The following is a 14,311-nucleotide window of genomic DNA, read 5'->3' on the forward strand; positions in this document are numbered from 1 at the left end:
CCGGGGGAAACACCCCTGTCATTTATGGTTTTTTAGCGCTTGTTTACCATTGGCGGGTAACGAAACTTTGCAGCTGAACAAATTCCTTATAGAGAGGTAGCCATACTTCACTGTAACACACCAGGGTATGCAGGAGGCAGGTGCCGGTTTGGGTATCCACATATTGGCACAAGAATACCGTTAAGACTGCCGATGCCTTTAACAGTAAGCAGTTCACCGGCAGCATTATTCCGGATACGATTTTTTAGTAACTTGTACTTAGCAGTTTAAGATTATACCCCGGCCAAATCATCTTTATGCGAGATATGAGACTTATAGCGATAGCAGATGATCATGCTATGCTACGGAAAGGATTAGAAGTGGTTATTAACATGTTTCCCAATCACCAGGTACTGTTTACCGCATCAGATGGTGAAGACCTTATCCGGCAGTTAAACCCCGAACAACTACCTGATATTGTACTGATGGACATCAGTATGCCTGGGAAAGACGGTTATCAGACCACCGAATATCTGAAGGAACACTTTCCTGGCATCAGGGTGCTGGCATTGAGTACCCTGGAGTCAGAGACAGCGATCATCAAGATGATTAAACATGGTGCAAAAGGATATATTCTTAAAGATGCGGATCCTTCAGAGTTAAAGGTCGCCTTTGATGAGATTATGTCGAAAGGTTCTTACTATAACGAGCTTATCACCCAGAAGGTGATGCAGTCTATCAACCAGCTGGTTGATGACAAAAATCCGCTACCTACCTTTGCCAGGCTGACAGAAAGGGAGATACAGTTTCTGAAACTGGCATGTAGTGAAAAAACCTATCAGCAGATAGCCAAGGAGATGTTTGTAAGCGAACGTACAGTGGATGGATACAGGGATGCTTTGTTCAGGAAACTTGAAGTTACGACGAGAGTCGGGTTGGTGATGTTTGCCATCAGGAACAGGCTTGTACAAATTTAAACCCGGATGTGCTGGGCGACCAGTGTATACGCTACACCTTGTCCAGGGGCAGTGTGCACCTGCACATCGTAGCAGATCTGCCGAGCGCGATATTGTATATTCTTAAGACCGTTACCCGGCACTATCTGTTGCTCGGCGTATCCCTGGCCGTCGTCTTTTATCAACAAACTTCTAGTTTGTCCGGAGGCGGTGAACTCAATAGTAATCTTTTTGCAATTTGCATATTTCAGACTGTTGTTGACAGCTTCTTTTGTGATCATCAGCAGGTTGCGTTTTTCACGTTTGCCTAGAATTGCTGGTTGACTGAAGTTCCTGACAATCACCAATTCCACATTGCAGGCTTTTACCACTGGCAGTAAAAGATATTGTATCCTGTTAAGTAATTCGTCGGCCGCATCATTGTTATCATCCAGTACCCATATCATGTCCCGCAGTCCTTCAGAAGCCTGTTTCAGTGAAGTTTTGATATTAACGAAGTATTGTTGTTTTTCGGGTGCATGTTCCGCCATATGGGCAAATAGCTTGATAGCATTCAATACGCTACCAATATCATCGTGCAGGTCGCCGGCAATTTCCTGACGCAGCTCTTTTAACCTGTCCTGTTGCTGCTTCAGCTGCCGTATACGCCATTTATAGAGCGCATAAATAATAGCAGCTATTAACAATACCACAGACAGGTAAAACCACCATGTTTCAAACCACCTGGGTTGTACAGCAATTTGCAATAGCCGTGGCAGACTTATATATCCATCTTCATTGGCAGCCCTTGCTTCCAGGTGGTAGGTGCCTGGCCCCAGGCCAATAAGGCTGATAAAATCCTGCTTACCGAGATCTATCCAGCCTGTGTCGTTTTCTCTGATGCGATACTGGTAGGTCAACCTGGCAGGGTTAGCATGGTTGATACCTGTAAAGGAAAGAGTTGCCTGCAACCAGTTATTAGGTATAGTCATCCTGTCCAGTAAGAGGTTACTGGAGTCAATCTGTCCCCTTTTATCTTTGGTCTGCACATTGACATGAGTAAGGTAGAAACGCGGGGGAATGGTGTTTTCATTTACCAGTGAAGGGTTAATAGCGGTAAAGCCATTAACGCCACCGAAATAGATACGGCCATGAGCTGACAGTCCGCTGTACTCTTCAAACTCATTAGCCTGTAGGCCGTCGTCCCGGGTAAAAAGGCGGGTAGTCTTTCTGGCTGTATTGAACAGAATAATACCCTTATTACTTGAAACATACAGTTGCCGGTCTACGGGAATGATCTTGTAGATCTCTGAAGTGGGCAGCCCCTGTTTCAAGCCGTAAATGTTCACCAGCCTGAATTGCTGATCGAGTTGCACAATGCCTGTTCCATATACCGCCGCCCAGTAATAGCCACCGGATTCGCAGATATCAAGTATGATATTCAAGGGCAGCGATGTGGCAGGGTTAACCAGGGAAGCATGCGCAATAGCGCCTGTCCTGATATGATATACGGATAATTGATTATCACATAGGATGACTACCTTTTCTTTGTCTTTTGTCAGGTATAGGGCATTCAGGGTATTCGCTTTCAAAAACAGGCCATCGGAACCCGAATTGACGATATGCAGCTTCCTGGCTTTCGGATACCAGAAATAAACGCCATTAGCATTGTCGCTGGCAAACAGCAACAGGCTATCGCCTATATTGACGCTGCTGATGACCAGATCATGTGCCACAGGAGATAATTCAGGGAAGCGGCTGGTAAGGGAGATTTCTTTGAAGTTACGGTCCAGCAGAAAGGTCTTCCCGGCTTGTGAAGCTATCAGATAGTCTGCCAGAAAGGGTGCTACAAAGTGTACATTTTCTCCAGTATATATCTTGGAGAGATTATGATTTTGTTCACGATATATACCATCTGACGCAGCGACTATAACAGCGGAATCAGGGCGGCTACAAAGGGTATAAGATAGCGGGATACTGAACTTACCATCACTGGATTTATAGTAGGCAGTAAAGGGACAATTGATATTTGTAATAGCGGCGAGACCTTTACCGGAAGTAAGGTATAGGGTATTATCAGTTTGCAGCAGCGATTTGGCTTCCCTTAACCAGGATTGCATCTCCGGATCGCGGGCAGCGGTATATTCGGTCACCGTACCGATCTTTATATTACATCGCCATACCTGGTTACTGCACACTACCCATAGATTGTCTTTGTATAGCTGTACATCTTTACAGTCCGCCTGCCTGAAAGAAGTAGTTACGACGGTATAATCCGCCGGAGCAGTAGCTGGGCGGTTCCTAAGCATATCATAGAAGAGCAGACCTTTATCAGTAGCCAGGGCACAGATACTATCACTTAGTGGTAGTATTGTATTTACCTGGATACCCTGCAACAGGTCGATGGATATCCCTAAGGAGCTTTTATTTAATAATCTGAGGTCAGTAGTATACTGGTATACGTCGCCATTAGAAAGGAAGATACTGATACGGTTTTTGAATAGCACATAATTTGAAATGATATATGCGAGCTTGCCATACGTTTGGAAGAAAGTTTGTTTGACGATCTTCTGTTTGCGACAATCATACATCAGGAAATAGCCTTCATCTGTTCCTATAAACAGGGTGTCGCCGGCAGCGATGGCTTTTGTAACGGTCAGCGGGGTACCATCTGTCAGACTAGCTAGCGGGCATTGTTTGCGCACAAATCCTGTATTGATATCCAGAATGGAAATACCGCCGTAGGGGGTGACTGCGTATAGTTGTGAGCTGTCTGCAGAAAACGATATATCAGCAACATCGTTATTGAGGATATTGCGGCGAGGGTCAGGTTCCAGCGGACGGTAATTGGTAAAATGTTGTCCGTCGAAGCGGCTTAGTCCACCTTGCGTAGCCAGCCAGATAAAACCATATTTATCCTGGATAATTTTTCTTATATTGAGTGATGCCAGGCCATTATCCTGGGTATAAAGATTTAACGGGACAATTGTTTTTGACTGACCACACATTTTATTACCACACCCCAACAAGGCTAACAGCAAAACAATTTTTCTTATGAGTGACTTTAAAGTAACCATTGTTACAATTCTTCAGTTTATAGGAACGGAGGTTGACACTTTTACAAAAGAGATCTTTGAGGCTATTGATGCTTCCCCAAATATCAGATACATTTTCCTATGTTTGGACGAAAAAAACATCTGTGAGGCACAAATATGGACAAATGGGACATGTTTTCTGAAAGAGTCCCTGGCAGCCAAAGACTTCTATAATACGGACAGGTTAGATGGAGCAGTCCCATTTTTCCTCCGTGAGTATGTATTAACAGAGCGTGGACAGCCGGTAAAGTCAGACCGGTATATAATGATCACCATTGGCCACGGGGCGGGCTTTGGGATCATCAGGCGAAATGACCTGAAAAAGGTACTCCTATCAGCCGGCGAAAAAAGCAATATACTCGGCGATCAGGCATTTGTAAGTTTCCAGAAAGAGGTACTAGCGGTAGAAGAAGACCTGAGTACGGTATTGGGATTTATAGTAAACAACCTCAAGACGAATACAATACCAATCAAGCGACCTACTTTATCTGACTATTTATCGGGTAATAAGTCCAATCTTATAAGGGATGAATTTATGTCTATTATCAATGACCACATTGAAACACAGCCGCTGATTAATTACCTTACTAGCTTTCAGTTTGCGGACATTATTGAGACGGAGTTTCAGATGGCGAGAAAGACGTATGGTTATACCTATCCGGAAGGTATTCCGATTGATATGATGCTGCAGGTGAATTGTTATATGCAGACTTTTGAGAATGGGTATGCACTAAGGAAGGTGGTAAAATATCTGTGCGGGACGAATATAGGTTTTCCGAAATATGGTATAGAATATAAACAGGTATTTTCAGGAATTGCAACAGATCCGTTGGTAAAAATCCCTTCACTATTTGAAATTATAAAAGGAGCTTTTATTTATAGACAGTCGCGGGAATTACAACGACCTTATGGGGACCACGATGGTATAACGATTTCACTAAACTCATTGACAAGTTACAACGATATATTTAACCAACTAAACAACTTATCATTATTGTTTCAGCAAGATTTTGACGCCCTATTGGGAGAGAAAAAGCTATGTTGCTATGTATATGATACTCGTGAGCGAGGCAGATTTGCTGAAACGGAAGTTATGAGTATAAGTGATACGTTTACCTTTCTTGATCTTAGGAACTTTCTTATTGACTTTCAGAAGAATATCAACTCAGTCAATTCGCCACGTCTAAAAACTGCAATTGGCAATTTGATAAATGCTTCAGGTGAAACTAATATTGGCACTCCCCACTCAACTTTTGACATTGAATCTCCGCTATATCCGCAATCATTTGGCATTTTCTTCCCGAGAAGAACTCGCAACTTAAGCAGCAAGGATGAGACTACATATGATAACCTGCTGGCTTACTACTTCAAAGGTGAATTTTCAGGATGCCAATATTGGGATAATTTTTTGGAAAAATATCTCAACAAGAAAATAAAGCTCCATAACATATGTTAATAAGTAAAGCCCCATTATGGGGCTTTGCGCTAACTATAGTTATTAGGGTTAGACGATTATTCTCATCCCCATCTCGTTTTGCCTATATCGGAGAACTCCATATTTATAGTTACTCCAGCGGCAGCGCTTTCAGGCACGACAACATTTAATGGGTTTTTTAACGTAGGATGATCAAAGCTTTGCTCTTCTACATTATCAAATTTTACGTAGATCAGCCCTTCGCCAACAGGGTCGATCTGCTCGGGATCGAATTTAGTTTTCTTCAACATACCGTCTACTTTTATCTCAAATTCAATCTTAATTGAAATCTCCTCACCCGGGGATTCTACGGAATCTGAGCAAATTGCTTTAAACTTCCCAAGTTTTTTCGCCATTAGTTCATTTGTCCGAGGATTGAATCTCATAATAATACCTGGTTCTAATTCTGCCATGTTGTTATAATTTAGGGGTAAATAAATAAAGTTGCTCAACGCTTGGTATGGCCTACTGCAATTTTACAGATAGCTCATTACAAACGATACAAATCTCTATATGCCTAACGCAATAGACATCCAGCCATTCTGGTTATTTCAGCAAGACAATTTCCTTTGGGCTGCTATTTCTGCATTGCACAATGATTGTTTTACATGCCAATGTTGCACATTCTCCACCAGGCATATCAAAATAAAAGGGACATTTGTTGACTACCACATTATCCTCCCGAAATTACTTATAAGCTCCGCCTTATAAAATACCAACTAGTTTGTATTTTTTGCGTATTGGTATAAAATGGAATGCCCTCCAAAAATGGAGGGCATCAACTTGACTCAAAAAACCTCAATATACATTAGTTATCAAACAACCCCGGCTGCTGCCTTCACATCATCACGTTTAGCAGCTGCAAAGAGCCCCTGCAGAGACTGAACAGATATTGTCGCAGCCTGAGAGTTCTGCACGCTGTCAGCGTTGATCCATACAATCTGTGAGCCATTACCCGAGAAGTTCCATGGGTATGACTGCAGGGAAGTTGTATTGGTCTTTACTTTAGGCTGTGCCTGTGTACCGTAGTAAGTGATGACATTATCTATACCGTTGATACTGGTATTTACACTGATAACGGTTGCCGTATTTTCAGTAAACTGTACTGAAATGAATGTGTTAACGTTGCTGGTGATTTGTGCGGCGTACCAGTGAGACGCAGGAACGGAATAGTAGCGGGTGAACTTTTGAAACTGATGAATTTGACCATCCAGAGGGAGGTTCTGATTGTTTATTCCAGAGGTATCGGTAGGCATTTTAACACTGCCAATAAACGCCTGTACAGAAGCGCCTGGCTGGTTATTTAGAACGGATGCGGCAATGGTCGCGGTTTCATCACCACTAACAAAACAAATGGCTGCCAATCCCTGGTTTGCTGTCGTTCCAGGAACTGTAACAGTTACCGGTGGCAATGAGTTATTACCAGTAATTATTACATTGGTGCTGGCATCATTTCCTGCAGAATTATAAAAGAAAAGGCCATAAAGCTGTCCCTTATTTAAACCTCCGGTACAGGTAGCGGTATCGCCCTGTCCCATAGTAATAAGCTGACCTTGGTTCCAGTTAATTGAGGACATGATTATAAATTTTGGTTATTTTCCTACTCTATTCAGGCTTTTCGGATTCGCCTTGTCTTACTTAAATGCGCATTGAAGACATTCCAAAGTTGAAGAAATAATTCACTGCTCTGATCAGGAAAAAGTGTGGTTTTAGTTAATACCCCGATTGGGGTATCAGATTGCTTCATGTAGAACGTCAGCAGCTAGTATCAGATAAAGCCCTTGTCCACCGATAGCTTAATTAGTTCTGCTGACGTCTTGACATTTAGTTTATGCATAATATTCCGGCGGTGTGTCTTCACGGTATGTTCACTGATATACAGCAGGGCGGATATTGCTTTCGTATTCAGGCCGTCTGCCAGGCATCTGATGATCTCCTTCTCTCTGTCTGACAATTCCGGCATGCCTGTCCTGCCTGTACTCAACCCACGGAAGTAGTCAAACACCTGGTCGTTAATTCCGGGATGAAAGTAAGTCTTACCTTCCTTTGCATTACTGATTGCCTGTGCCAGTTCGGCTTTAGAGGCGTCTTTTAATACATATCCACATGCGCCTTTCTCTAATGCAGCCTTGATCTGGCGCATCGACTGATGCATGGTTAACATCACCACCGGTTTGTCATATCCCTTATTCTTTAATAAATCCATACAGGCTATACCATTCAGCACAGGCATGTCTATATCCAGCAGAATAACGTCTATTTCAATCACAGATAGGATAGCGGGAAGCTCATACCCGTTTTTAGTATGCTTTATTATGACAATACCGTCATCAGGCTTAAAGAGAGAGGATATTCCTTCTGCAAACAGGTCGTGATCATCTACAATTAATACTTTTATCATAGGTGCCAGTTAAGAGTTATCGGGGTGATAGGCAGATCTATGTTTACAGTTGTGCCACTGGTTGAATTACTATCAAAACGAATCTCGCCACGCAGGTTATGGATCATTTCCTTTAGCGTATTTAAACCTATGCCGGCGTATTGGGCTGCGTTAACGTCGAATCCTTTCCCATTGTCATGAACTATTATATTAACCAGGTTCTCTTCGTCAAAACAGGTTAAGAGGATAGACAACTTTGTAGCGTCTGCATGTTTTAATACGTTGCTTACCAGTTCCTGAACGATTCTATATATAATGATCTCATTCCTTACCTCCATCTGCTGCTCACACATAGAAGCGGAAAACTCTACCTCCAGTTTTCTGGACTGTCTCAGGTGGGAAGTTAGTTCCGTCAGGGCCGGAACCAAGCCAAAGTTATCTGAGATACCCACGTTGAGGGAATGAGACAGGTTACGTATATCAGTGCATGCCTGGTCGATCAGGGTAGTCAGTGTATGATGATTAGGTACCGCCGCATGATCAACAGCGTTCATATTCACCTTTATGGTTGCCAGTAGGCTACCGAAATGGTTATGCAACTCTCTGGCCAGCCGGCGGCGTTCATTTTCCTGTCCCTGTACCATTGCCTGGAGCGCTTTCGTTTCCTGCGTATTGAGCAGACTTCGGATATTTACATCATGTTCTTTTCTTTCATTTTCTGCCAGTAACCGGGCATTACGGAACCGCTGACGGAAGTATAACAATATCAGCACTGCTAGTAAGAGAAAAAAGATAGCAATGATAATGTATATCCTATTCAGCAATTGCCGCTTTTCCAGCAGTGCAATTTCTTTTTCCTTCAGACTGACTTCAAATTCAGTGCGCAGATTAGCCAGCTGCCTGGTGGTACCAGAGTTTTCTATACTATCCTTATACACGATGTAGTTACTCTGGTGATTAAATGCCCTTGCATAGTCTTTCTGTGATTCATACAACTTTGATAAGAGCAATGAGGCATCCCGCTTTTGTTCCTTCAAGTCAAGTGCCTGGGCTATAGTTAGTGCATCGGTGGTATGCAGGATAGCAGCTTTAGTATACCCTTCTTCAGCATAGAGCTTTCCCAGTTGATTATGATAGTCAGCCATACCAAACTGGTCCCCTAAAGGCTTTAGCATGTCTATAGCCTTTAACAAACCTTTCTCCGCCGTCTTATATTGCCCTTGTTTCCAGTGCACCAGGGCCGTATTCCCAACGGTATACGCCTGCCCGATTTTCAACCCTATCTCTCTGAAAATAGGAACTGCTTCGTTATATAATAACAAAGCGGAATCCAGTTCATTCAGCGTATAATAGCTATATCCGGTATTTAGCAGGTTGATGGCCAACTGTTCCTTGTCTCCATGAGATCTGATGATTCCGATGGCTTTCTGATTATACAAGAGGGCATTCCTGAGATAATTATTAGCGATGTAAGTATTGGCAATTTCCAGGTAACCAGTGATCAGCCGTTTATAGGCCCGATGTTCTATAGCCAGGTTAGCACTGTGAAAGAGGTATTCCTGCGACTTTCTCAGATTACCAAGCAGCCTGTGAGCGACTCCCTTTGACTGTAACGCTTCAATGATAAAGTCTGGTTGCCCACGGGCAGTGGCCATCTCAAACAGCGTATCCGCATAAAGCAGTACTTCATCTGGGTAAGAGGAATATGCAGCAATTCTGGCAAATATAGTCATCCTTGATACCGTTGATAAAGTATCAGTAGTTATCAGCAGCAACTTAAGGCTGTCTGCCTTCCCTTGGTGCTGCGCAACCACATTTTTGCATACGCCAAGGAAAAGGCAGTATAAAATACTTATAGCAATTTGCCTATTCAAGCCTTCTTCTATTTTAAAAGTTAACCATTTCCCTGATTGGCCCTTAACACCGGATCAATACACAATGGTATCTTCACTATATCGCTGCCCAGCTGATACTCGAGCATGGCATAAAGGTAAAAGTTCAATAGTCCGCCGTCATTGACTTCAGACACATGCACCTTAAAACTCACCTGATGACCGTGTAAGGCGATTTCATCAGGAACAGTTATTCCACCGTTCGACTGTATCACTTTAAAATCAGTGAAATATAACTTGTGGTAAGAGTACAATACCAGGGGGATAATTGTAAAAAAGATAGTTTCATGCGCTATCACCGGAATAGCAAAACTTTCTACAGGATTTCCCAGGGACATGGCTCCCTGATCGTAAATAGCGGTATTTTCTCTTACCTGATCATTTGTGGGTGGATTGAGGCCAATACCTGCAATCAGACGACTGGTATCTATCTGAACGAAAATGTGTCTTGAATTTGTCATCGGGTTGGTGTATTTAAAGGATTATGGTTTCAAAGGTTATTTTGCTTACAGTTTTTCATACATGGTGTTGTGGTTACTCAAAACGTACATCCCTGATTAGGGCTAAAGACAAATATTCAGGGTATTAACATTCGTCTAATAAGATTGTTCAAACCTGACTCATTTATCACTGATTATTTCTCCGATACACTGGCAGGCATCTGCTTTCATTTCCGGAATGTGCTCGGTTATAGCCAATAGCTGGCAGATCAAGATTATAAGATTCCCATTAGCACAGTTTGTAAAAACAGGATATAGCTGCTAAAAACAGCATCTTTCAATTTATATTTGTGCTCCGTAAAGGACATTCATTAATTTTCCAATTATAAGATATCTGCATGCAAGAACAATTAGCGACTTTGATCCAAAGATCAAAAGACAAGTCACTCCTGTTTAAAGAGGTGATTGAATTTATAGAGGCCAATTATCAACATCAGCCGACCGCCTTCAAGAATGGCGATGCTTACAATAATGCTGATCAGAACCAGGGAAGTGCAAAAGTCTTCTCTTTTGCTCAAATGAATAACCTGAGCAAAGAGGATACACTCTATTTATTTGCCGAGCATTACCATGCCGTACTTAATACGCCAGATGCGACTGATCATCAGAATATCAGACAGTTCATGCAACATGGCTGGTCAGGGATAGCTTTTGAGGGACAGGCATTAAGTGCTAAGTAAGAACAACAGTTATTTGATGTATAATAATAAGCAAGGGCTAGGAAGTTATATCCCCAGCCCTTGTTTTAAAGATGCTTGACATCTTTTCTTGCCGTAATCATGACAATAATGCTGTTACGGTGCTACTATTGTATTAATGTAACTACTCCTTTACGCTCGACCTCCCCACAGGCAGTAGTTCCCTTTATCACATATACATATGCGCCATTAGGCTGTAACGCCCCTTTGAAAGTACCATCCCAGCATTCGCCAGAATTTTGTGTACTGAACACCATCGTACCCCAGCGGTTGTAGATCCTGAAGTCCAGTGTCTTCAGATCACCCCAGTACTTCAATCCAAAACAATCATTCTTTCCGTCGCCGTTTGGTGTAAATGCAGAAGGCATCGGATATACACTTTGTCCGGAGCTAAAAGCTACATTTACAGTGATTGAATCTCTGCTTGTACAGTTATTATCATCGGTGATATTAACATAGTAAGTGGTTGTCACTATCGGTGTTACAGATGGGTTCGCGATTGTTGTATTACTGATACCAGGTGCGTCTTCCCACATATACGCTGTTCCTCCGGTTGCCTGCAGTGTTGCAGCCATATGTGAACAATCAATATCATTTGAGCTGGTTACTCGCGTTTGAGGTAACTGATTTACTGTTACTGGTATGGTGAAGTTTTCATTTACCTGGCAGGTATTATTGGCCACATTTACGCTATAAGTAGTAGTCCTGTCAGGCGACACGCTAATAGCATTGCCTGTCTCGGGCAATATAGCGCCGTTCTCCAGCCATTGATAACGATCTCCTCCCCTAGCCTCCAAGGTAATCGTCCCACCTACACAGATGGCGGTATCCCCCATATTCACTGTCATTGGTTCCTGTTGCGTAACTGTTATCAGCACATTCGCCTCACTCGTACAACCAGTACCATTATCAGCTGTTATTGTATAACGGGTCGTAACCGCGGGCGTAGCAATTGGCGACAGTATACCTGCATTGTCCAGGCCTATTGCCGGCGACCAACTAAAACTGGTTCCATTAACGGATGCAGATATTAACCGAACAGGTGCTCCGTTACAAACAGTTGTGTCAATACGGGTAGCAACATCTGCAATAGCGTTTACGGTTACCGGAATAGTAAAGCTTTCATTTGTCTGACAAGTACTATTAATTATATTAACAGCATAGGTAGTTGTCCGGGCAGGTGTTAAGGTTATCTCAGCAGTCGTCTGCGGCAACGTATTCCCTCCTTCTATCCACTCATAAGCATCTCCACCCGTTGCCTGAATGGTAATAACACTGCCGGCACAAATAACAGTGTCTGTCGGCGTTACTGACATTGCATTCTGCGGAATAACAGTGATCAACACAGCATCCTGACTGGTACATCCTGTACCGTTATCTGCGGTAATAACATAACGGGTGGTCACAGCCGGCGTAGCAATGGGAGATAATACATTGACATTATCTAATCCTATAGCGGGCGTCCATGTAAATGCAGTACCATTAGCCGAATTAGAAGTGAGTGGAATCGCTATACCGCTACAGATAGTGGTATCTGTTCTGGTATCCACATCCGCTATATCATTCACAATAACTTCTATCTGCCCTATACCGCCGCAACCACCGGCATCTGATACGAGCACCTGGTAGTTGGTAGTTACTGAAGGCGTTGCAATAGGATTAGCAATTGTTATATCAGACAAACCGGCTGCCGGACTCCAGTTAAAAGTAGTTCCTCCGGCAGCCTCCAATTGCACCCCGGTACCTGCACAAATGGTAGTAGAAGTATAGTTGGTGGTGATATCACAGGGTGCATTGATACGCACCATATAATCTTCTACTTCACCATCTTCCGCTGCTATTGCCACATCCCTGGTAGCGTCCCGGTTGGAAGACAAACGGAAGCGTAATGCAAACAGTCCGCCGTTACCAGATACAAACCTTGCAGGCAGCCCTGTCCAGTTCAATGTAGCACTTGGAGCGCCGGCAGGTACTACTACGGTGACCAATTCATCCGTATCAAATATCCCATTTCTGTTATAGTCAAAGCATCCTGTAAGCCATGCATCAGCACCTGTGTTATTGGAAAGCGGCACATCTACACTATAAGTCCCATTACCGGTATAGTCAGGAAAAGTGGTGAAGGCATCTTCGTCTACTCCTACCAGGTTATCATCGACATTATCAGCGCCATCCGCATCAGGCACTACGTTACCAATGATCAGACTTTCATCCTGGGTAAGCGCGGGGAAGGGTGGATTGAAGTTACAGCCATTGCTACGTACATATCGTAGCAGGTGCCTGGCATATCCATAACTACCGGGCAGATCTCCCCTATCCAGCGGTGCATAAATGCCAAAGGCAACTGCCATACCGCCTGGTACAGTGGTTTCCATTCTTACATCTACTGTCATGGTACCTGTAGATGGCGCTACTGTTGCCATCAATGGATTCTGTCCTACGGGTGAGCCATTCATAGATCCCTGTGTATCTGTGATAACAATCTGCTGGGTACCGCATCCTGTTACAGGATTGCCTGTCTGTGAAGAGTTTCTGTAAAAGTCCAGGAAGTTCCAGTTACCGCCGGAAGTAATAAAGGTGGTATTTTCCACGGGACTTAGGCTCCCTTCCGCATCTGCAGCTAGAAAGGTAAAAGGTACAGGCTGACCGTCTCTTGTAGCGCTGACTGTCATGGTAAAATATGTACTTACGCCTCCATTATTCGGCGCCGCCAGTGCAGGCATGATACTGGCGTTAGAGAAGTCATACAGGAAATGTAATACAGCACCCGACCATGTATTCATCACATTAGGTCTTGGTACTCTGCCACTTACCTGTGAAAATGTGATATGCACATTCAAACCATCATCTGTAACAAAATCCCTGGTCGCACCATTCATTACAGTGAACCCATTCCAGTTAAACCACCATATGTGATTTCTGATAACGCCGACCCCCATATCAGCATATTGTGCGTCAGCATGCATACCTATGCCTAAAAAAACAAGCAGAAACAGGGCAATTCTTCTAAACATCTAAAAACTAATTGATAGGGAATATGACTGCTATCAAGCGATAACAGGATTACAACAATGGAAAGTTTTGTCCTTTAACTACATGCAGAAGTATGTTGCCCTCTAACAGGAGAGCCTGCAATTACAAATTGCAGCCCTGGAAACAGGTATCTTTCTTAATGGTTTACCGGCTGCAGCATTATGCCCTAACAGCCGGAATCGTCTATAGGTATAGGGAAAACTAATCCGTGTTCAAATGCCGACAGGTAAGAAAATCCATCCTTGTCCGGGACCTCTTGCCTGCACGTAACATCTGACGCTACAAAGATAATAAAATTGCAATAGCTGTGTACGCTGACAAGCCG

The 14,311-nt window shown here is 43.2% G+C and carries 10 protein-coding genes; 3 read left to right on the forward strand and 7 right to left on the reverse strand.

The window, feature by feature from the left end:
* The first annotated feature begins 296 nt into the window (after positions 1–296).
* The gene (locus K1Y79_RS05935) at positions 297–956 is read left to right on the forward strand and encodes a response regulator transcription factor (protein WP_220249078.1); all 660 of its coding nucleotides are present in this window, start codon (positions 297–299) and stop codon (positions 954–956) included.
* On the opposite strand, the gene K1Y79_RS05940 is transcribed toward K1Y79_RS05935, so the two are convergent.
* Positions 953–3,991: a sensor histidine kinase gene (locus K1Y79_RS05940; protein ID WP_220249079.1), complete on the reverse strand. Its 3,039-nt coding sequence runs from the start codon at positions 3,989–3,991 to the stop codon at positions 953–955. The genes K1Y79_RS05935 and K1Y79_RS05940 overlap by 4 nt on opposite strands.
* 283 nt (positions 3,992–4,274) lie before the next feature.
* Between K1Y79_RS05940 and K1Y79_RS05945 the strand changes: the two genes are divergently transcribed.
* On the forward strand, positions 4,275–5,465 hold the full coding sequence (locus tag K1Y79_RS05945; RefSeq protein WP_220249080.1) for a hypothetical protein: 1,191 nt from the start codon (positions 4,275–4,277) through the stop codon (positions 5,463–5,465).
* Between the two features lie 62 nt (positions 5,466–5,527).
* Here the strand turns inward: K1Y79_RS05945 and K1Y79_RS05950 are convergent, their stop codons facing one another.
* The 5 genes from K1Y79_RS05950 to K1Y79_RS05970 all read right to left on the reverse strand — a co-directional run bounded on the left by K1Y79_RS05950 (position 5,528) and on the right by K1Y79_RS05970 (position 10,216).
* Positions 5,528–5,896 (reverse strand): hypothetical protein, encoded by a 369-nt coding sequence (locus tag K1Y79_RS05950; protein WP_220249081.1) that lies wholly within the window; start codon positions 5,894–5,896, stop codon positions 5,528–5,530.
* A 402-nt stretch (positions 5,897–6,298) separates the two neighbouring features.
* Positions 6,299–7,060 (reverse strand): hypothetical protein, encoded by a 762-nt coding sequence (locus K1Y79_RS05955; protein ID WP_220249082.1) that lies wholly within the window; start codon positions 7,058–7,060, stop codon positions 6,299–6,301.
* A gap of 191 nt (positions 7,061–7,251) precedes the next feature.
* A complete protein-coding gene (locus K1Y79_RS05960; protein ID WP_220249083.1) occupies positions 7,252–7,884 on the reverse strand; it encodes a response regulator in 633 nt (210 codons plus the stop codon).
* A complete protein-coding gene (locus K1Y79_RS05965) occupies positions 7,881–9,596 on the reverse strand; it encodes a tetratricopeptide repeat-containing sensor histidine kinase (RefSeq protein ID WP_220249084.1) in 1,716 nt (571 codons plus the stop codon). Before K1Y79_RS05965 ends, K1Y79_RS05960 begins: the two co-directional genes overlap by 4 nt.
* Positions 9,597–9,757: 161 nt before the next feature.
* Positions 9,758–10,216 (reverse strand): hypothetical protein, encoded by a 459-nt coding sequence (locus K1Y79_RS05970; RefSeq protein ID WP_220249085.1) that lies wholly within the window; start codon positions 10,214–10,216, stop codon positions 9,758–9,760.
* Between the two features lie 377 nt (positions 10,217–10,593).
* Here K1Y79_RS05970 and K1Y79_RS05975 point away from each other — a divergent pair, with 377 nt between their 5' ends.
* Entirely contained in the window at positions 10,594–10,935 is a 342-nt protein-coding gene (locus tag K1Y79_RS05975) for a HopJ type III effector protein (protein WP_220249086.1), read from the forward strand.
* A 125-nt stretch (positions 10,936–11,060) separates the two neighbouring features.
* On the opposite strand, the gene K1Y79_RS05980 is transcribed toward K1Y79_RS05975, so the two are convergent.
* Positions 11,061–13,967, reverse strand: coding sequence for a CshA/CshB family fibrillar adhesin-related protein (locus K1Y79_RS05980; RefSeq protein ID WP_220249087.1), 2,907 nt, complete (start codon positions 13,965–13,967; stop codon positions 11,061–11,063).
* Between the last annotated feature and the right edge of the window lie 344 nt (positions 13,968–14,311).

The organism is Chitinophaga rhizophila, from assembly GCF_019492185.1.
Classification (GTDB): domain Bacteria; phylum Bacteroidota; class Bacteroidia; order Chitinophagales; family Chitinophagaceae; genus Chitinophaga; species Chitinophaga rhizophila.